Origin of the sequence: Rhodococcus sp. IEGM 1307 (assembly GCF_030056915.1) — a bacterium.
GTDB lineage: Bacteria > Actinomycetota > Actinomycetes > Mycobacteriales > Mycobacteriaceae > Rhodococcus_F > Rhodococcus_F opacus_D.
This window is the reverse complement of the sequence record NZ_JASHKW010000005.1, coordinates 252,607-271,171: the sequence shown is the minus strand read 5'-3', so window position 1 is coordinate 271,171 and position 18,565 is coordinate 252,607. Positions and strand designations below refer to the sequence as shown.

The following is an 18,565-nucleotide window of genomic DNA, read 5'->3' as shown; positions in this document are numbered from 1 at the left end:
CCGCTTCATGTCGGTGTCAGCCGAGCAGTTCGTAGATCAGCAGGCCGGACAGAGACAGGATCGAGAGGAATCCCAGGGCGCCGATGATGTTCTTCCACCAGGTGTTGCGGAGGTTGCCCATCAGCTGACGGTTGTTGCTCATCACGAAGAGCAGGAGTCCGAGGAACGGTGCGATCAGCACGGTCAATGCCTGGGCGAAGATGATCAGCTGGACAGGGGATTTCGTGAACAGGATCGTGATCAGGAGTCCGAAGCCGAGGATCACGGCGCTGGTACGTTTGGCTGTCGGTGTGCTGGGCGACGGTCCTTTGCCGAGCGCGTCGGAGAGCATGGTGCCTCCGGCGGTGGCGTTGGCGACCATCGCGGAGAACGCGGCCCCGGACAGCCCGAGCGCGAAGATCGTCGATCCGATCGGGCCGGCGATGGGTTCGAAGATCTTGGCCAGGCCTGCGAGGGTGGTTGCTTCGGTGTTCTGCCGGCCGAGGACAGCGGCGGCGACGATGATCACGAGCGAGGTCATGATGCCGGGTGCCACGATGCCCGGGATGGTGTCGGCGATGGTGGTTTGCCGGTATTCGGCTGCGGTGCGCTTGCGTTCGTGGGTGCCGTAGGACGTGAAGAAAGCGGCGTTGAGGGAGAAGTTGGTGCCGACGAGGGCCACGACGAGCAGTTGTCCACCCGGCGGGATGCTCGGGACGAGTCCGTGCACGGCCTGGAACCAGTCGGGTTGGGCGATGACGGCACTGAAGACGAAGGTGGCCGCGAGGAGGGCGACGATCACCAGCAGGACGCGTTCGACGGTTCGATAGACGTTGCGGAACAACAGGATCAGTCCGACGAAGACTGTGCAGACGGCGGACCACACTATCGGGGACCCGCCGAAGACCATCGACAGTCCCAGGCCGGATCCGACGGCGTTGCCCACGGAGAAACACAGGGTGATGATGAAGACACCGATGCCGGCGGAGACGCCGACGCGTCGGCCCAGGATGTCTTTGACCGAGCTGATCATCGATACGGGCGTGCGGATGCCGAGGCGGACACTCATGTCGGCGTAGACCAGCATGAAGATCGTCGAGACGGCGATCACCCAGATCAGGGAGTAGCTGTACTCGCTGCCGGCCTGGACGGCGCTGGCGAGGTTGCCGGGCCCGAACTGCCAGGCTCCGGCGATGAATGCGGGACCGGCCATGGCCAGGGTCCGAACCCAGTACCGCTGAGGCCGGACGCGACCTCCGGGCGGCGGAGGGGTGTCTGCGACCACTGAACCGCCTCCGAGGGGATCGGCTGATGTGCGAGATGGCTGACTCATCGATGAGCCTACTTTCTGGTGTTCGAACCGCAGACGAGGAGTGTGGCGCAACTGACGATGGGGCATCCGACTCTGCCGGCTCGGTAGGGGCGACGAACCTGCGGCCGGGAGTGGGCCGGGTCTGCTGCGGGCGGTGCCGGCCGGCCCGGGGTGTCCGGGCCGGGCGGCAGAACCGGCACGCGGCGCGGTGGCGCCGCGTGCGGCGGATTCGGTGAATCCGAGGTGACGGGTCGAGCGGGGTCAGGCGTGGGCGACGACCGAGGTCAGATCGGCCGACTGCAGCGCGGCGGCGATTTCGGCACCAGCGCCCTCGGCGAGTGGCAGCAACGGTGAGCGCACGGTGGCGTGTTCGAGGATTCCGCGGGCGACGAGGCCTTCCTTGAGGGCGACGGTGCCTTCCATGTGCGAGCCGCGGTGGTAGACGTTCGCCGTCACCGGCAGGAGGCGGTCGTGGATGGCCCGGGCCGCGGGGTAGTCCTTGGCCTTGCCTGCCGCGATGAGTTCGACCAGCGGCTCGGGTGCGAGTCCGCCGTAGCCGACCAGCAGGCCGTCGACGTCGAAGATGGTGTGCAGCAGGTACTCGTCGTGGCAGCTCAGGATCTGCAGGTCGGGGTTCTCGCGGCGCAGGACCGGGATCTCACGGTCCCAGCGGCGCATGTTCCGCACGCCGTTCTTGGTGGCGAACACACCGGGCTGGGCGGCGATCTCGAGCTGGGTGTCCAGGTTGTACGTGGCCTTGGTGGCGTCGGGGTACTGGAACAGGATCAGCGGCAGCCCGGACCCTTCGTGAATCGCCTTGTACCGATCCTGCGGGGCGCCGTCCTGGTAACCGAACCGCAGCCATCCGTGGGAGGGGTACACCAGGCCGGCCGAGGCGCCCGCGTCGACCGCGCGGCGAGCCTCCTCCACGGAGACGGCGGTGCCTTCGCCGGTGATGCCGGCGATGATCGGCAGCCGGCCGTCGACGGAGTCCTTGAAAGCGGCGATGACGCGAACCTGCTCGTCCTGGGTGAGGAAGGTGCCCTCGCCGGCGTGGCCGAGTACGACCAGGCCCTTGACGCCGTCGACGCTGCCGAGCCACGAGCCGAGGCGCTGGATGGCGTCGTAGTCGACGGCGCCGTCACGGGTGAAGGGTGTCACCGGCGCCGGGGTGAGGCCGCGGAGGTCGAGTGTGCTCATGATCGCTCTTTTCCATCGAAGGAGACTTTGTGCAAACGTTCCCGGGAACGTTCCCGTGAACGATTTCATCGTGCGATACGATCGTGTCTGTGTCAAGGGTCACGTTCTGAATCGGATGTGATCAGGCCTTACCTCACGCGCGGAGGGCCGGGCCGAGGCGGTAGAGAGGAAGACCATGGAAGCCAATGGGAGCGCGCCCCAGCGGGCGCGGGACGGTAAGCACGTCGTGACGCTGCGTGAAGTGGCGGACGCGGCGGGGGTGAGCACCTCGACCGTCAGCCGGGTGCTCGACGATCGCGTTCCACCGTCCCGCTCCGCTACCGCCGAACGAGTGCGGGCGGTCGCCGATCAACTGGGCTACCGGCGCAACACCTTCGCGTCGAGCCTGCGCCGCGGGCAGACCGCGACGATCGGCGTCCTCGTCCCACGGTTGAGCGACACCGTCATGGCCTTGATGTACGAGGCGATCAGCCGGGCCGCGACCCGCCTCGGCTACTTCACGGTCGTCGCCACGACGGGGGACAACCCCGCTGACGAGTCCGACGCGGCGAGGACGCTGCTCGCCCGGAACGTGGACGGCCTGATCGTCGCCTCGAGCCGGCGCGACGACCCGCTGCCGCGCGAGCTGCGGGAGCGCGGCGTGCCGCACGCGCTCGTGCTCAGGACCGACGGGATCAGTCCGTCCTCGGTCGGCGACGACGAGGCGGGCGGCTATCTCGCCACCCGTCATCTGATCGACCTCGGGCACACCGACATCGCCGTCCTGTCGGGCCCGTTGTTCGCGTCCACCGCCGTCGGTCGTCTGGCCGGGGCGCGAAAGGCGCTGCGGGAAGCGGGAATCGCGGAAGTGTCCGAGTGGATCGTCGAAACGACGTTCGGCATCGAGGACGGCGAGGAGGCCGGGCACCGGCTCTTCCGCTCCACGTCCCGTCCGACCGCCGTCTTCGCCGCCAACGACAACCTCGCGCTCGGAGTCGTGGCCGCCGCGCACAGATGCTCGTTGACCGTCGGCGACGACGTCGCCCTGGTCGGCTACAACGACATCCCACTGTCGCAACGTCTTCCGGTCCCGCTCACCTCGGTGCGCACCCCGTTCGACCAGATCGCAGCCACCGCGCTCGACCTGATGCTCGCCGCCGCCACCCCCGTCGACGATCCGATCCGGCGCGCGATGCCCACCCTGATCCCGCGGCGCTCGTCCGGATCGCATCGGGCCACGACCGCGGCGGGCCCGCAGACCGCCGGTAATGTGCACCACGGCGGATAGTGACTGACGACTGATGTCGGCGAGGCTGGTCCGTGGGATGGATCGAGTCGGGCACTCCGAAGGAGTCCCGAACGACTGCTCACATGATGGTGAAGGACGGCGGTGCCCCGGGTGCGCGCTGCCGTGGAGATTCGCCGGGTGCGGCACCTGAAAAAGCAGTCAAGGCGATGACCGGTGCCGGAATCACCCCATCCATGCTGGAAATCCTCGACCGCACCACCGTCAAGGCAGTCGATGACATGACCAAAAATGGGTGTCGGCGACGACACAGCCGCGCTGCTGCTCATTCAGCATGATGGAGTCGATGCGCCCAACGTGCTCGCCGACATCGAACAGCACTGCACGAGCCATGGCGCCGGCGAGATCGTTGTCAGTTCCGACCCAACCGAAGCGGAGATGCTGCTCGAAGCGCGGCGTCAAGCCCTACCAGCCCTCGAACGGCTCGGCGACTGGTTACTCGGCGACGTCTGCGTGCCGTGCTCACGCATCACAGATCTCATCTCGGCGATCGAGCAGATTGCGCAGCCGACCGGACTGACGATCGGAGTGTTCGGCCACGCCGGGGACGGCAACCTTCACCCCACCGTCATCTATGACAAGACCGATGCCGCCAGCCGTGATGCCGCGCTGGAAGCGTTCAATGCGATCACCCAGAAGGCCCTCGAGCTAGGGGGAACCATCACCGGTGAACATGGGGTCGGTCGTCTGAAGGCCGGGTGGCTGCGCAAGGACCTCGATCCCGTGAACATCGAGGTCCATCGAGCGGTCAAACACGCCTTCGATCCCACTGCAGTTCTGAATCCTGGTGCCGTACTGCACCTCCACGGTTGAAGCACCAGACCTGCCCACCCACGTCGTAGCGACGTCGCCCCCGCAGCGGTGGCGCACCGAACCAACACTTCGCAAGGACATCATGATCCTCACCCTCGATGACGCCCGGACGCCTGCCATCGCACCGGACGCCTGGATAGCACCGACCGCCGTCGTGGTCGGTGCCGTCACCATCGGATCCGAATCCGGAATCTGGTACAACGCCGTGATCCGGGCCGACGACGAAACAGTCACCATCGGATCGCGAACCAACGTGCAGGACGGGTGTGCGATCCACGCCGACCCAGGCAGTCCCGCCACCATCGGTGACGGTGTCTCCATCGGCCACAACGCCACCGTCCACGGATGCACAATCAGCGACAACGTCCTCATCGGCATGGGCGCAGTCATTATGAATGACGCCGAGATAGGGGAGGACAGCCTCGTCGCCGCCGGCGCCCTGGTGCCCGAACGAACCGTCGTGCCACCCCGATCATTGGTCGCTGGAGTACCGGCCAAGGTCCGACGCCACCTCACCGATGAGGAAGTCGACAATATTCGGGCGAACGCAGCGAACTACATGACCCGCCGCACAACTCACGCGAACGCGAAGTCACGGTAATAGTCGGCCGGTCACGAGTCGCGCGCAGCAGCGGTAGATGTCTGTCCGCTCAGGTCGCCGATCACAATGATCAATCACGTCGGTCCATCATTGTGATCGGCGGCGGCCGCCGCCCGGGAACACAGGTCAGCAGGTTCGATTCACTTCGATCGTGGTGATGCAATTCTGCACATCCCCATTGCAGGTTAGGTGATTCCACGATCATCCATACGCGGGCACACTGATTACCGTTCCCGGCGGAGAGCGACGCGAAGCGCCATGATCCCCGGGGTTCATCCACGAGCCGTTTGTTCGAATCGATGCCCCAGGTGGGTTTTCTCGGCCCCGTGCGTGGAATGTCGGCTACCACATCGCTAGGAGTACACGATGAGCAAGATCGCTTTCCTCGGGCTCGGTAACATGGGCTTGGGTATGGCCACGAATCTGGTGCGCAACGGCCACACGGTCATCGGATTCGACCCCTCCCCGGCGGCAGCGGAGAAGGCAGCATCACACGGAATCGACTCTGCTGCATCTCCTGTAGACGCAGCGGAGCGTGCCGACGTGATCATCACCATGCTGCCCAGTGGCAAGCACGTACTCGACGTCTACGGTGATCTGGTCGCGGCCGCATCGCAGGGAACCCTCTTCCTCGACTGCTCGACGATTGATGTCGCCGACGCGCGGGCAGCCGCTGACCTGGCTGTCGCAGCCGGGCATCGGGCGGTGGACGCCCCGGTGTCCGGAGGAACCGTCGCCGCCGACGGCGGGACGCTCACCTTCATGGCCGGCGGCCCGGCCGACGCGGTGGACCAGGCCAGCTCACTCCTGGACGCCATGGGGTCCCGCATCGTCCGATGCGGTGACTCCGGAGCAGGTCAGGCCGCGAAGATCTGCAACAACATGATCCTGGGGATCTCCATGATCGCCGTCAGCGAAGCCTTCGCGCTGGGCGCGCAGCTGGGCCTGACCGACCAGGCCCTGTTCGACGTCTCGTCGACCGCGTCCGGTCAGTGCTGGGCGTTGACCACGAACTGCCCGGTTCCCGGACCGGTTCCCACCAGCCCCGCCAACCGCGACTACGCCGGCGGGTTCGCGAGCGCGTTGATGCTCAAGGACCTTCGACTCGCGCAGGCCGCTGCGGCGGACAACGGTGTCGATACGGCTCTCGGACGGCGCGCCACCGAACTCTACGAACAGTTCGTCGCCCAGGACGGCCCGGGTCGTGATTTCTCCGCGATCGTGACGGCGATCCGTGCCGGTGCATACGACGCGCAGGAACAACAGTCGTAGCCCTCCCACGTAGACCTCGCCCCGTGCCGCGGCACCGGGTGTGAGGCGCTGTTCGATGTGAAAGGAATTCGTTGTGCGCATCATTCTGACAGGGCCGCCGGGAGCCGGTAAAGGCACTCAGGCGCTGTTGCTTTCGACGGCGCTGCAGCTCCCCCATATCTCGACTGGTGACCTGTTCCGTTCCCATATCGCGCAGGGCACGGAACTCGGACAGACGGCGAAATCGTTCCTCGACGCGGGCGAACTGGTCCCGGACGAGGTCACCATCGGGATGGTGGCGGAGCGCCTCGCTGCCGGCGACACGGGCACGGGATTCATTCTGGACGGCTTCCCGCGCACCGTGGCTCAGGCGACCGCGCTCGATGAGCTCCTCAGCCGGCAGCTGAGCCAGATCGACGCCGTCCTGGATTTCTCGATAGCGGACGATGCAGTCGTCGAACGGATGCTGGCCCGTGGCCGCGCCGACGACACCGAGGGTGTCATTCGTCGACGTCTGCGGGTCTATCACGACGAGACCCGACCGCTGCTCGACTACTACTCTCCGCTTCTTCTGTCGGTCGATGCAGAAGGTGAGGTCGACGAGGTCTACGCCCACGCGATCGGCGCGCTGTCCGAGCGCGGAAGCGTCGCTCCGTCCACCTGAACGCTGTTCCCTGCATCCCAGCAGAGCCATCCGTATATCAAGGAGATTCCGACATGACCTCCACACAAACCTCACTCGCTGAGCTCCACATTCCCGAGGCCCGCGACTACCCCATGTTCGTCGACGGGGCCTGGGTGGACGCCATTTCCGGTCAGTGGAGTGAGGTGACCACCCCGATTCTGCGTGAGCATGTGATCGGCCGTGTCCCGTCCTCGGGCACCGAGGACGTCGATCGCGCGGTGCGTGCTGCGCAGAAAGCCTTCCCTCGGTGGCGGTCTCAGCACTTCACGGCGCGAGGCCGGATCCTGAGCCAGATCGCCGACGCCATCGACGCGCGGGCCGAGGAACTGGCCCGTCTCACTGCCCTCGACACCGGCAACGCGCTGCGCACCCAGGCGCGTCCGGAGGTCGCCACCCTGGCGAACCTGTTCCGGTACTTCGCCGGTGTCGCCGGCGAGATCAAGGGCACGGTTCTGCCCGCCGGTGACGATCAGCTTCAGTACTCGCGGCAGGAGCCGCTCGGCGTCATCGGATGCATCCTGCCTTGGAATTCCCCGCTGATGATCGCCGGATTCAAGATCCCTGCCGCCCTCGTTGCCGGGAACACCGTCGTGGTCAAGGCGGCTGAGGCGGCCCCGCTGAGCGTGTTGCTGCTTGCCGAGATCTGCGCCGAGTTCCTGCCCGCCGGTGTCCTCAACGTCATCACCGGATCCGGCAGGGTCGCCGGCGAGGCGCTTGTCCAGCACCCCGACGTCGACAAGATCTCCTTCACCGGCTCGACCGAGGTGGGGCGACGAGTGGCCCGTGAGGCCGGTGGCCGTCTCGCACATGTCTCCCTCGAACTCGGCGGCAAGAATCCCTCGATCGTTTTCCCCGACGTGGACATCGACGACGACTTCATCAATCAACTGCTGCTGTCGACCCGGGTACACCGGCAGGGACAGAGCTGCACGGCCGGTTCCCGGTTGTTCCTGCATCAGGACATCTACGACGAGGTCCTGGACCGGCTCGTGAACACGTTGGCCGCCCTGAAGGTGGGGAACCCGCTGGATGAGTCCACGGACATGGGCGCCATCATCAACGAGACGCAGTTCGCCTCCGTCTGCGGATTCCTCGACGACGGCCTGAGCTCGTCCCAGGTTGCCACCGTCCTCGACGGATCCCCCGCCAAGGTTCCCAACTCCGACGGCTACTACATGGGACCGACCGTATTCTCCGGTGCCGACAACTCCTGGCGCCTGTCCCGTGAGGAAATCTTCGGGCCCGCGCTCGTCGCGATCCCGTGGAACGACCACTCCGACGTCATCGAGATGGCCAACGACTCGCACTACGGTCTGGCCGCGTACGTGTGGACACACAACCTCGATCTGGCGCTGTCTACCGCCCACGCCCTCGAAACCGGATGGGTGCAGGTCAACCAGGGCGGCGGCCAGATGGTCGGCCAGTCCTACGGCGGATACAAGCAGAGTGGTCTCGGCCGCGAAGTGTCGCTCGAGGGCATGATCGCCGGATTCACCCAGACCAAGCAGGTCAACGTGCGCCTGCGCACACTCTGAGAAGGGAGCACGCCATGACTGTCGGACCACTGAGCGACATCCTCGTGCTCGACCTCTCCCGCGCTTTGGCGGGGCCCATCGCCGCAATGATGCTCGGTGACCTCGGTGCCCGCGTAATCAAGGTCGAAGCCCCAGGCACCGGCGACGACTCCCGCACGTGGGGGCCGCCGTTCGTCGGGCCGGCCGACGACCCGCAGTCGTCGTACTTCATGTCGGCGAACCGGAACAAGGAATCGATCGTCCTCGACCTCAAATCCGAGCACGGCAAGGATGCACTGCGTCGGCTGATCCGGCGGGCGGACGTGCTGATCGAGAACCTGCGGCCGGGCGCGTTCGACCGGCTCGGCTTTGCGGCCGACGTGCTCGAGGAGCTCAACCCGCGCCTGATCACGTTGTCGATCACCGGCTTCGGGCACGACGGGCCGGAGGGATCCCGCGCGGGCTACGACCAGATCGCGCAGGGCGAAGCCGGGCTGATGTCGGTGACCGGAGACCCCGACGGGGAACCGACGCGGATCGGAGTCCCGATCGCCGACGTCCTCGCCGGTGTCCACGGCGCCACGGGTGTCTCGGCTGCACTGGCATCGAGGGAAAAGACCGGCAAGGGCATGGTCGTGCGGACGTCCCTGTTGGCCGCCGCGATCAGCGCCCACACCTTCCAGGGCACCAAGTGGACGGTCGGCGAGCAGGTCGCGCAGCGGTCCGGCAATCACCACCCGCAGATCGCACCGTACGGAAGCTTCCGCTGCGCCGACGGCTACGTTCAAATCGCGGTCGGCAGCGAGGCGATCTGGGCGAAGTTCGCCCCGGTGGCCGGTCTGTCGGCCCAGGATCCGCGGTTCGCGGTCAACCGAGACCGGGTCGCGGCGCGGGAGGCGTTGATCGCCGCGATCGAGGCCGATTTCGCTGGCCGTCCTCGGGTCGATGTCCTCGCCGCGCTCGAGGCCGCGGGTGTTCCGGCGGGGTCGATCCGCACGATCGACGAGGTCTACGAGTGGGAGCAGACCCGCAGCCAGGGACTACTCCTCGAGGTCGAGCACCCTGTGGTGGGACCGGTGCAGTTGCCGGGTCCGTCCTTGCGGATGGAAACGGCCGACGGTGCGTCGCTGGTGCGGACCGCGCATGCTGCACCGCCGGTGCTCGGACAGCACACCGAACAGATTCTCGACTGGCTCGACTCGGTCGACGCCACCGATCCGCTCGATGCGATGGTGCCCGCGCGGGCATGAATTCGGTGAGAGTCCGACTGGCGCACCGGTCAGCGGCGTTGCAGGAGTCTGCGTCCTGCGGCGCCGCCCCTGGTGCGCCCGGCAACTACACAGTGGGGACCAGTTCGTCTCGCCGACTGCGCGCCTCTTCCTGAATCGCCTGCCGGACTGCCTGGACCGCGGGATTGGTGAGGCTTTCGCGGCGCGCGGCCAGGGAGAAGGCGAGCCGAACATCGACGGCATCGGGCAAGATCCTGCGCAGATCGGCGTGCTGGTCCGCCATGAACGCCGGCAACAGCCCGATGCCGCCGCCGGAACGCGTGGCAGCAACATGAGCGAAGATGTTGGTGGACATGAACTTTGCCGCGACACCGGGCAGATGCCGGCTCAAGTCGAGATCCCCGACCTGCAGCAAGGAGTCGACGAAGAAGACCAGCGGGTGCGCTGTCAGCTCGTCCAGACTGCCGGGTTCGCCGTGCTCGCGAAAGTACTCCTCGCTGCCGTACAACCCCAGCGAGTACTGGCACACACGTTCGGAGACCAGCCGACTGGTGATCGGTGTGCCCACCGCGACCGCGAGGTCGAACCCTGATTGATAGAGATTCAATTGCCTTGTATCGGTGATCAACTCGACGACAAGGTGTGGGTGACTCATTCGCAGCTTGGCCAGTGCGGGAGCGACGAACAACGATCCGAATCCGTCCGGGGCGGTGATCCGGATGGTTCCTCGGAGTGCATTCTCACTGATCCCGAGGACCACGTCGGCGGTTTCTTGAACGGCTTCCTCGATCAGTCGTGCCTTCTCCGCGATCGATCGGCCGACATCGGTCAGCTCCCAGCTGTCGGCACTGCGCTGCAGCAGACGGACACCCAGGGCCTTCTCGAGGGCGCGTATTCGCCGCGAGACGGTGGTGTGGTCGACACCCAGGTCCAGTGCCGCGGATTGGCGGCGACCGGTTCGCGCGACGGCGAGCAGGTACCGAAGGTCATCCGAGCGGATGTTGCGTGCGTCGATCACGGCCGGCCTCCTGATAGCTCGACCGCCGTGGTGTGGCGTCCGCCCGGTGGGGCGGTCGATGCACGTCGGGTGGCCGAGAGGAGCTGTTGCAGGTCCTCGTGGAGACGGTGCATGACCTTCGGGTCCGCGAGGGCGACGGCATCGAGGGCGCGGGTCGCCGAGGTTGCCACTTCGCGACCCTTGTCGGTGATCGTGACGAGGGTCGAACGGCGATCGGCGCGATTGATCGTCCGTAAGGCCAATCCGGAACCTTCGAGCCCGTCGATCAGCGTTCCGATGGTGGTGGGATGCCTGTCCAGAGCGCGGACGATCCGCACCATCGGCAGTGGGCCGTGCGCGGCGACCAGCATCGCCAATACCTCGTACCGGGCGAAGGACAGCCCGAGCGGACGCAACGCAGAGTTGAGTTGATGGCTGATCAGCTTCTGCGTCTGCAGGACGGCGGCGATCAGCGACGTGTACGGCGCCACAGAGTCGGCAGCCGGCGCCGAGTGGGGTGGTTGCGCGGTGGCCACCGGAAGCCTCCTAGTTGTCCGGAATGGGCATCGAATGAACACCCTGAGTGTGTATTTCGCGAAACTCGCGTTCAGGTGGACGGGACTGTGTCGGCACTTCCCGTGTCGAAGCGGTTCCGGTTTGGAGTGGGTCACACCCACTGGCAATTTGCGTGGATGTCCAACTATAGTACTTCCAACTTCCCCGATCTGAAAGGGTCTATATGTTCACCTTGACCGATGACGAGCGGGCGATCAGCGACACTGCCCGCGATTTCGCGGCCGAGCATCTCGCGCCGCACGCCGTGGAATGGGATCAGGCCAAGCACTTCCCCGTGGATGTCCTGCGTAAGGCGGCGTCGTTGGGGATGGGTGGGATCTACATCCGCGAGGACGTGGGTGGATCCGAGCTCACTCGTGTCGACGCGGCCCGCATCTTCGAGCAGCTCGCGAAGGGGTGCCCGTCGATCGCCGCCTACATTTCCATCCACAACATGGTCACCTGGATGATCGACAGGTTCGGCACCGACGAGCAGCGCCGTGCGTGGGTGCCGGGGTTGTGTTCGATGGATCAGCTGGGCAGTTACTGCCTGACCGAGCCGGGTGCCGGTTCGGATGCGGCGGCGCTGAGTACCCGGGCGGTCCGCGACGGCGACGACTACGTGCTGAACGGGGTCAAGCAGTTCATCTCCGGTGCCGGCACGTCGGAGGTGTACGTGGTGATGGCCCGCACCGGGGAGGGCGGGCCGCGGGGGATTTCGGCGTTCATCGTCCCGAAGGGTTCGCCGGGTCTGTCGTTCGGGCCGAACGAGGTGAAGATGGGCTGGAACGCTCAGCCCACCCGTCAGGTGATCTTCGAGGACGTGCGGGTGCCGGCGGCGAATCTGCTCGGTTCCGAGGGCGGTGGCTTCCGGATCGCGATGGCCGGCCTCAACGGTGGCCGGCTCAACATCGCGGCGTGCTCGGTGGGCGGCGCGCAGACGGCGTTGGAGCGGGCCGTCGCCTACCTGACGGACCGGAAGGCGTTCGGGTCGCCGCTGATCGACTCGCAGGCGCTGCAGTTTCAGCTCGCCGACATGCGCACCGAACTGGAGGCGGCCCGCACCCTGCTGTGGCGGGCGGCGGCCGCGCTCGAGGACGGTGCTCCCGATGTCGTCGAACTGTGTGCGATGGCCAAACGCTTCGCCACCGACACCGGTTTCGAGGTGGCCAACAAGGCGCTGCAACTGCACGGCGGTTACGGCTATCTTGCCGAGTACGGAATCGAGAAGATCGTCCGGGACCTGCGCGTCCACCAGATCCTCGAAGGCAGCAACGAGATCATGCGGGTGGTCATCGCCCGCAGCGTCGTCGGAAATAGCGGAACGGCAGGGTGACCTACGTGAATTCTGAATCTGAGGTAATTGTCGAGAAGCGGGACGGGCTGGGCCGCATCGTGCTCAATCGGCCCAAGGCGATCAACGCCCTCAATCATGCGATGGTGCGGCAGATCGCGGCGGCTTTGGCCGGGTGGTCCGGCGACGACGAGGTGCGGGCTGTGGTGATCACCGGTGCCGGTGAGCGTGGCCTGTGTGCCGGCGGCGACATCGTGTCGATCTACCACGACGCCAAGGACGGGGGCACCGGTTCGCGGGAGTTCTGGCGCGAGGAGTACCTCCTCAACGCGGCCATCGCGGGCTACGGCAAGCCGTACGTGGCGATCATGGACGGCATCGTGATGGGCGGTGGGGTCGGGGTGTCGGCGCACGGCAGCGTGCGGATCGTCACCGAGCGGTCGATGATCGGGATGCCCGAGACCGGGATCGGTTTCGTCCCCGATGTCGGGGGCACCTACCTGCTCGCCCGCACCCCGGGCGAGTTGGGCACCCACATCGCCCTGACCACCGCCCGGCTCAGTGCCGGCGACGCGATCGCGTGCGGGTTCGCCGACCACTTCATCCCGTCGGAGAAGATCGAGCAGTTCCTCGACGCGCTGTCGACCGCGTCGGTTCAGGACGCGCTCGCACAGTTCACCGAACCGGCACCGGCCTCGGAGTTGCTGGCGCAGCAGGGCTGGATCGACGCCGCGTACTCGGCCGGCAGTGTCGCCGACATCGTCGCGCGCCTGCAGGCCAGTGGGGTGCCGGAAGCTGCGAAGGCGGCCGAGCAGGTGCGCTCGAAGTCGCCGACCGCGTGCGCGGTCACCCTGACATCGCTGCGCCGCGCACGGCAGGCCGGCAGCCTCGAGGAAGTGCTCAATGACGAGTTCCGGGTGTCCGTCGCCTGCCTGAGCTCGCCCGACCTCGTCGAGGGCATCCGGGCGCAGGTCGTGGACAAGGACCGCAACCCGCAGTGGTCGCCCGCCACCATCGAGGAGGTCGACCCAGCGCAGGTCGACGCGTTCTTCGCCCCACTCGGCGACCTCGAACTCGGCCTCACCCCACCCACCACCACCGGAGACAACCAGTGACCGACTACGACACCATCCTCCTCGACCGCAAAGGCCGGGTCGGGATCATCACCCTCAACCGCCCGAAAGCACTCAACGCGTTGAACACCCAGCTTCTACGCGAACTCGTCACCGCCGTCGAAGAACTCGACACCGACAGCGACATCGGTGCCATCCTCATCACCGGCTCCGACCGCGCGTTCGCCGCCGGCGCCGACATCAAAGAAATGCAAACCAAGTCGTACATGGACGTCTACCTGGACGACTTCTTCTCCATCGGCGACCGCATCGCCGCCGCGCGCAAACCCATCATTGCCGCAGTCGCGGGACACGCGCTCGGCGGCGGGTGCGAGCTGGCGATGATGTGCGACATCCTCCTCGCCGCAGACACCGCCAAGTTCGGTCAGCCCGAGATCAAGCTCGGCGTCATCCCCGGCATCGGTGGCTCGCAACGCCTTACCCGCGCCATCGGCAAGGCAAAGGCCATGGAACTGTGCCTGACCGGTCGCACCATGGCCGCCGAGGAAGCCGAACGCGCCGGCCTCGTGTCCCGGATCGTTCCTGCCGCAGACCTGTTCGACGAAGCACTGCAGACCGCCACCACTGTCGCCGAGATGTCGCTGCCCGTCGCGATGATGGCCAAGGAAGCAGTCAACCGGGCATTCGAGACCACCCTCACCGAAGGGATCCGCTTCGAACGGCGGCTCTTCCACTCCACCTTCGCCACCGAGGACCAGAAGGAAGGCATGGCCGCGTTCGTGGAGAAGCGGTCACCGGTATTCACACACCACTAGTCCCCACAGACGCTGGTGCAGGTGGGCTGCCCGAGCGGTCGGCCCACCTCTGTGCGCCCAGTCAGTCCACGGTTTCGAGTACCTGCGTCTGCGTCATGGCGATGGAGTGGTCGAAGCAGTCACTGATGGGTAGTGGTGAGGACGTCGGATAGTGGCCCCTGCGCGACTATGACACCCTCCCGCACGAGAACGGCATGTGTGGTCGTAGTTTCCGCGAGACGATGAGTAACGAGAATGCCGGCGCGGTCGGGGTCCTGGGCGCGCACATCGTCAAGCGATGTCGGAAGCTGTTCACGTGCCGCCAGATCGAGGACCGTCGCCGGCTCTTCGAGCAGGCAACAGGTCGGGCTCGGAGCGGCGCATTCGTCGCCGACGCGCTGAACTCGCAGAACGAGGTGATCGTCGCGTCGCGGTCCAGCGCTCTCGACGTGGACCTGCGCGACGGACGGTCGATCGACCGCATGTACGACCGAGTCGGCACCGTCGACGCCGTGGTGAGCGTCGCGGGCGTCACCCCGTTGCCGTCGTTCGGCGACACCACCTCGGCCGACTTCCGGCAGGGCTTCGACGACAAACTGCTCGGGCAGATCGAACTGGTTCTCCGGGGGCTGCCCTTCGTCGCCGACGTAGCACGTGCCTTCGTCAAATCAGTGCACGGAATTCACACCGGCCAGGTGTACGAACTCGGCTGACGCCAGTCTCACGAGCGACGCTGCGGAACCACGCTTTCCGCAGCGTCGCGTCGTCGAGGCGTTACTTCCCCCCGACGATGCCGCTGTCGAGGAGTTTGGCGATGTCGGAGTCGGAGCTGCCGAGGAGGTCCCGGAGCACGCTGCCGGTGTCGTCGCCGACTGCGGAGGCGGGTGCGACGGTGCTGTGGTGGCCGTCGAACGACGCCGGATGCCCGGAAGCGAGGTAGGTGCCGATGCGCGGCTGATCGAGGGGAGTGAACATCGGGTTCTTCTCGAGCTCCCCGGACTTCACGACTTCCTCGAAGGTGCGGTAGCGCTCGGCGAGGACGGACGTCTTCGAGAGCGCCTCGGCCACTTCGGCCGCGGTGTGTTCGCGGAACCAGCGGGCGAACAGGGCGGTGAGGACGTCGCGGTGGGTGAAGCGATCGGTGTCGCGCGCGAAGTCGACGTCGAGTGCGGTGGCGAGTGCCTCCACGGCGGCGGTGGTTCCGGTGACGGCGACCAGGTCACGGAAGTGGCGCGGGGTGAGGGCGACGATCATGAACCGTTCGCCGTCGCTGGTGGTGAAATCCGTTCCGTACGTGCCGTAGACGGAGTTTCCGGTCGCCGGCCTGCCGGTGCCGTTGATCTGGACTTCGGTGAGGTAGCCCAGCGTGCCGGCGGTGGCGAGCGCGACGTCCTCGAGCGGCAGGCGGATGTGGGTGCCCTCGCCGGTGGCGTCGCGGTGCCGGACGGCGGCCGCGACGGCCAGCGCGGCATACAGCCCACACACCACGTCCCACGCGGGCAAGACGTGGTTGACGACGCCGGCATGATCGGTGGGACCGGTGATGGACGGGAAACCGAGCCCCGCGTTGACGGTGTAGTCGACGGCGGGGGAACCGTCGGTGCCACCGAGGACTTCGAGGGTGATGACGTCGGGGCGCAGGGCCTTGAGCGCGTCGTGGGCGAGCCAGTCACGACCACCGGAGTTGGTGACGAGAATTCCGCCACCCGCACCGGGGGCCGCGACCAGTTGCTGGACGAGCTGCTGCCCCTCGGGGCTGCGCATGTCGACGGCCACGGACCGCTTGCCGCGGTTGAGACCGGTCCAGTAAATGCTCTCACCGTCACTCGTGACCGGCCAGCGCTTGTAGCAGGCGGAGCCGCCGATGGGGTCGACCCGGATCACCTCGGCCCCCAGTTGAGACAGCGTCAGCCCGCACAGGGGCGACGCGACGAAGCTGGAGACCTCGACGATCCGAAGTCCGGCAAGGGGAGTGTGGGCAGTCACGAGAGAAGCTCCTTGATGGTGGAGGTCAGGCCATGAGGGCGGTGAAACGCCAGTCGAGGACGGGAACGTCGGACGCTGCGGCGTTGTGCGCGAACACGAGTGAACGCAGATGCAGAACTCCCCCACCGCCCGGCAACGCCTCGGCGCTCTCGATCTCGAGTTCGCTGGTGAGGGTGTCACCCTCGTGGACGGGACCGGTGTGGTCGCAGGACTTCCAGCCCAGGACCGTGACGAGGTTGGGCAGCGCGCGCGTGGCCTGCCCGAGCGCGATGCCGATGGTGTGCCCGCCGTAGACGAGCCGCCCGTCCGCGCCGACCCGTTCGTCGTGATGGGTGGCCGCGATGTTGAGGGTGAGGCGCGCCAGTTCGGGGGCGCTCGAGACCACGTCGCCGCTGCTCCGCAGGACCGACCCGGCGAGGTCGGTCGAGAAGTGCTGTCCGGGAACCTTGTCTCGGTAACGGTCGAGGTCCCAGCCCTCGGGTGCGGCGTAGGACTGCTCGGTCTGCGGACCGATCGCGGACAGGTCGTCGGACTTGCGGACGCGGTCCTCGTCGGGGTTCTCGCTCAGCGGGAGCATCGCGCAGCGGTAGAAGTCGAGGACGGTGCGGCCGTCCTGGTCGGTGGACGTCATCCGGAGTGCTGCCAGCCCGGTGGGTTTGCGTCCCGGCTTCGCCGAATTCTCGCGCAGGCCCACCACTTCGGTGCGGGTGTACAGGGTGTCGCCGAGGTGGGGGAAGTGGTGGAAGCGGAGGCCGCGGTAGAACAGGTTGGCCTTCACGTGGTGCGTGGCGAGCGTGGACTGTCCGATGGCGACGTCGCAGACGAGGCCGGGATTCGCCACGGCGTCCCCGGATCCGGTGACGGTCCGGGACAGGTGCGCGTCCAGGGGCAGTCGCAGGCGGTCGCCGAGGATGGCCTGATGCGCGGCGGCGAGGCCGCTGGTCAGGGTGACGGCGGGGGCGGTGTCGAACACCTGCCCCACCTCGAGTTCGTCGAAGTACGGTCCACCGACGTAGGTCTGCGTGATCGTCACTGCGCACCTACCTGGGCGAGGACCCGACGTGCGGCCACCGCGACGGCCTCGTCGAGCATCTGCCCGTCGAGTTGCGCGGCCCCGCTGCCCGCGGCCTCGGCGGCGGCGAGTGCGTCGATCACGCGGCGCGCGTCCTCGACTGCGGTGTCGGTGGGGGTGAACGCCGAAGCGGCCGATTCGACCTGGGCGGGGTGGATGACCCATTTCCCGTCGAACCCGAGTGCGCCGGTCCATGCGGCCGAGTGGCGGAAGGCGTCGTCGTCGGCGATTCCGAGGAAGGGTCCGTCGATCGCCTGGATGCCTGCGGCGCGGGCGGCGACGAGGACGCCGTCCTGGATCGCGAGCCAGTGCTCTGGGAGGGCGGATCGGGAACGGCCGAGGGCCGCCCCGAGATCGGCGTAGCCGATGATGACGGACTCGAGCCGGGCGACGGACCGGGTGATGTCGCCGATGTTCTGCACCCCGACCGGAGTTTCGACGAGAGCCTGCAACCCGATGTCGGTACCGGCGAGAGCCTGATCGGCGTGCGCGAGATCCTGCGCCGTCTCCGCCTTGGGAACCACGATGCTCGTGAGGGCGGCGCCGAGGGAGGCGCACAGGGCGAGGTCGTCCTCGGCCCACGGTGTGGTCAGTGCGTTGATGCGGACCGAGACGGCCCGGGAGCCGTCGGCTTCGCGCACGAGACGGCGCACGAGGTCGCGGGCGTCGGCCTTCCTGGCCGGGGCGACGGCGTCCTCGAGGTCGAGGACCACCTCGTCGGCGGTCGACGCGAGCGCCTTGACGGCCTTGCGTTCGTCGGATCCGGGGGCCACCAGAACGGCGCGCCTGCGGGTGAGGTTCTGCACGATGCTTCATTCCTAGGGTCCGGGAGCCCGGTTCGGGCTGGATATGTACGGCCAGCCCGGTAGGGCTGCGCTGCTGATGCTGGCAGCGGCGTAGCCGTCATGTCAAGACCGATCGTTGA

The 18,565-nt window shown here is 67.0% G+C and carries 19 protein-coding genes; 12 read left to right on the top strand and 7 right to left on the bottom strand.

All coding sequences use genetic code 11. The annotated features are described in order from the left end of the window. Positions 1 to 16 precede the first annotated feature (16 nt). Entirely contained in the window at positions 17 to 1,192 is a 1,176-nt protein-coding gene (locus tag QM841_RS12125) for an Nramp family divalent metal transporter (RefSeq protein WP_280781145.1), read from the bottom strand. A 360-nt stretch (positions 1,193 to 1,552) separates the two neighbouring features. Then, entirely contained in the window at positions 1,553 to 2,491 is a 939-nt protein-coding gene (locus QM841_RS12120; protein ID WP_283332180.1) for a dihydrodipicolinate synthase family protein, read from the bottom strand. A gap of 175 nt (positions 2,492 to 2,666) precedes the next feature. Here QM841_RS12120 and QM841_RS12115 point away from each other — a divergent pair, with 175 nt between their 5' ends. The 8 genes from QM841_RS12115 (at position 2,667) to QM841_RS12080 (ending at position 9,890) form a co-directional block, all read left to right on the top strand. Next, positions 2,667 to 3,758, top strand: a complete 1,092-nt coding sequence (locus QM841_RS12115) for a LacI family DNA-binding transcriptional regulator (protein ID WP_283332179.1) — start codon at positions 2,667 to 2,669, stop codon at positions 3,756 to 3,758. An 83-nt stretch (positions 3,759 to 3,841) separates the two neighbouring features. Continuing rightward, positions 3,842 to 4,054, top strand: a complete 213-nt coding sequence (locus QM841_RS12110; protein ID WP_283332178.1) for a hypothetical protein — start codon at positions 3,842 to 3,844, stop codon at positions 4,052 to 4,054. Further along, complete coding sequence (locus QM841_RS12105) at positions 4,008 to 4,589, top strand: FAD-binding oxidoreductase (RefSeq protein ID WP_283332177.1); 582 nt, start codon at positions 4,008 to 4,010, stop codon at positions 4,587 to 4,589. Before QM841_RS12110 ends, QM841_RS12105 begins: the two co-directional genes overlap by 47 nt. Before the next feature lie 82 nt (positions 4,590 to 4,671). Continuing rightward, entirely contained in the window at positions 4,672 to 5,190 is a 519-nt protein-coding gene (locus tag QM841_RS12100; protein ID WP_283332176.1) for a gamma carbonic anhydrase family protein, read from the top strand. Between the two features lie 366 nt (positions 5,191 to 5,556). Continuing rightward, positions 5,557 to 6,462, top strand: a complete 906-nt coding sequence (gene mmsB / locus QM841_RS12095; RefSeq protein ID WP_283332175.1) for a 3-hydroxyisobutyrate dehydrogenase — start codon at positions 5,557 to 5,559, stop codon at positions 6,460 to 6,462. A 73-nt stretch (positions 6,463 to 6,535) separates the two neighbouring features. Beyond that, positions 6,536 to 7,105, top strand: coding sequence for an adenylate kinase (locus tag QM841_RS12090; RefSeq protein ID WP_283332174.1), 570 nt, complete (start codon positions 6,536 to 6,538; stop codon positions 7,103 to 7,105). A gap of 53 nt (positions 7,106 to 7,158) precedes the next feature. Next, a complete protein-coding gene (locus QM841_RS12085; RefSeq protein WP_283332173.1) occupies positions 7,159 to 8,661 on the top strand; it encodes an aldehyde dehydrogenase family protein in 1,503 nt (500 codons plus the stop codon). A gap of 14 nt (positions 8,662 to 8,675) precedes the next feature. Next, positions 8,676 to 9,890 carry a CaiB/BaiF CoA transferase family protein gene (locus QM841_RS12080; protein WP_283332172.1) on the top strand — a complete coding sequence of 405 codons (1,215 nt, stop codon included), beginning with the start codon at positions 8,676 to 8,678 and terminating at the stop codon, positions 9,888 to 9,890. An 85-nt stretch (positions 9,891 to 9,975) separates the two neighbouring features. On the opposite strand, the gene QM841_RS12075 is transcribed toward QM841_RS12080, so the two are convergent. Continuing rightward, entirely contained in the window at positions 9,976 to 10,887 is a 912-nt protein-coding gene (locus QM841_RS12075) for a LysR family transcriptional regulator (protein WP_283332171.1), read from the bottom strand. Further along, entirely contained in the window at positions 10,884 to 11,402 is a 519-nt protein-coding gene (locus tag QM841_RS12070) for a MarR family winged helix-turn-helix transcriptional regulator (protein ID WP_283332170.1), read from the bottom strand. Before QM841_RS12070 ends, QM841_RS12075 begins: the two co-directional genes overlap by 4 nt. 203 nt (positions 11,403 to 11,605) lie before the next feature. Between QM841_RS12070 and QM841_RS12065 the strand changes: the two genes are divergently transcribed. The 4 genes from QM841_RS12065 to QM841_RS12045 all read left to right on the top strand — a co-directional run bounded on the left by QM841_RS12065 (position 11,606) and on the right by QM841_RS12045 (position 15,295). Further along, a complete protein-coding gene (locus QM841_RS12065) occupies positions 11,606 to 12,757 on the top strand; it encodes an isobutyryl-CoA dehydrogenase (RefSeq protein WP_283332169.1) in 1,152 nt (383 codons plus the stop codon). A 5-nt stretch (positions 12,758 to 12,762) separates the two neighbouring features. Next, positions 12,763 to 13,830, top strand: a complete 1,068-nt coding sequence (locus QM841_RS12060) for an enoyl-CoA hydratase/isomerase family protein (RefSeq protein WP_283332168.1) — start codon at positions 12,763 to 12,765, stop codon at positions 13,828 to 13,830. After that, on the top strand, positions 13,827 to 14,603 hold the full coding sequence (locus QM841_RS12055) for an enoyl-CoA hydratase (protein ID WP_283332167.1): 777 nt from the start codon (positions 13,827 to 13,829) through the stop codon (positions 14,601 to 14,603). The genes QM841_RS12060 and QM841_RS12055 overlap by 4 nt, the downstream gene beginning before the upstream one ends. A 221-nt stretch (positions 14,604 to 14,824) precedes the next feature. Then, a complete protein-coding gene (locus QM841_RS12045; RefSeq protein WP_283332166.1) occupies positions 14,825 to 15,295 on the top strand; it encodes a Rossmann-fold NAD(P)-binding domain-containing protein in 471 nt (156 codons plus the stop codon). 61 nt (positions 15,296 to 15,356) lie between these two features. On the opposite strand, the gene QM841_RS12040 is transcribed toward QM841_RS12045, so the two are convergent. The 3 genes from QM841_RS12040 to QM841_RS12030 are packed head-to-tail and all read right to left on the bottom strand — an operon-like array spanning position 15,357 to position 18,446. Beyond that, positions 15,357 to 16,568, bottom strand: coding sequence for a CoA transferase (locus QM841_RS12040; RefSeq protein WP_283332165.1), 1,212 nt, complete (start codon positions 16,566 to 16,568; stop codon positions 15,357 to 15,359). 25 nt (positions 16,569 to 16,593) lie between these two features. Next, positions 16,594 to 17,601, bottom strand: coding sequence for a MaoC family dehydratase (locus QM841_RS12035; RefSeq protein ID WP_283332164.1), 1,008 nt, complete (start codon positions 17,599 to 17,601; stop codon positions 16,594 to 16,596). Further along, positions 17,598 to 18,446 carry an HpcH/HpaI aldolase/citrate lyase family protein gene (locus QM841_RS12030; protein ID WP_164064292.1) on the bottom strand — a complete coding sequence of 283 codons (849 nt, stop codon included), beginning with the start codon at positions 18,444 to 18,446 and terminating at the stop codon, positions 17,598 to 17,600. The genes QM841_RS12035 and QM841_RS12030 overlap by 4 nt, the downstream gene beginning before the upstream one ends. Positions 18,447 to 18,565: the final 119 nt, after the last annotated feature.

What these genes read in the sequence shown, in the direction of transcription:
- QM841_RS12125 (WP_280781145.1), bottom strand. Translation starts at nt 1,192, where the DNA reads ATGGCCGGTCCCGCATTCATCGCCGGAGCCTGGCAGTTCGGGCCCGGC.
- QM841_RS12120 (WP_283332180.1), bottom strand. Translation starts at nt 2,491, where the DNA reads ATGAGCACACTCGACCTCCGCGGCCTCACCCCGGCGCCGGTGACACCC.
- QM841_RS12115 (WP_283332179.1), top strand. Translation starts at nt 2,667, where the DNA reads ATGGAAGCCAATGGGAGCGCGCCCCAGCGGGCGCGGGACGGTAAGCAC.
- QM841_RS12110 (WP_283332178.1), top strand. Translation starts at nt 3,842, where the DNA reads ATGATGGTGAAGGACGGCGGTGCCCCGGGTGCGCGCTGCCGTGGAGAT.
- QM841_RS12105 (WP_283332177.1), top strand. Translation starts at nt 4,008, where the DNA reads ATGGGTGTCGGCGACGACACAGCCGCGCTGCTGCTCATTCAGCATGAT.
- QM841_RS12100 (WP_283332176.1), top strand. Translation starts at nt 4,672, where the DNA reads ATGATCCTCACCCTCGATGACGCCCGGACGCCTGCCATCGCACCGGAC.
- mmsB (WP_283332175.1), top strand. Translation starts at nt 5,557, where the DNA reads ATGAGCAAGATCGCTTTCCTCGGGCTCGGTAACATGGGCTTGGGTATG.
- QM841_RS12085 (WP_283332173.1), top strand. Translation starts at nt 7,159, where the DNA reads ATGACCTCCACACAAACCTCACTCGCTGAGCTCCACATTCCCGAGGCC.
- QM841_RS12080 (WP_283332172.1), top strand. Translation starts at nt 8,676, where the DNA reads ATGACTGTCGGACCACTGAGCGACATCCTCGTGCTCGACCTCTCCCGC.
- QM841_RS12065 (WP_283332169.1), top strand. Translation starts at nt 11,606, where the DNA reads ATGTTCACCTTGACCGATGACGAGCGGGCGATCAGCGACACTGCCCGC.
- QM841_RS12045 (WP_283332166.1), top strand. Translation starts at nt 14,825, where the DNA reads ATGAGTAACGAGAATGCCGGCGCGGTCGGGGTCCTGGGCGCGCACATC.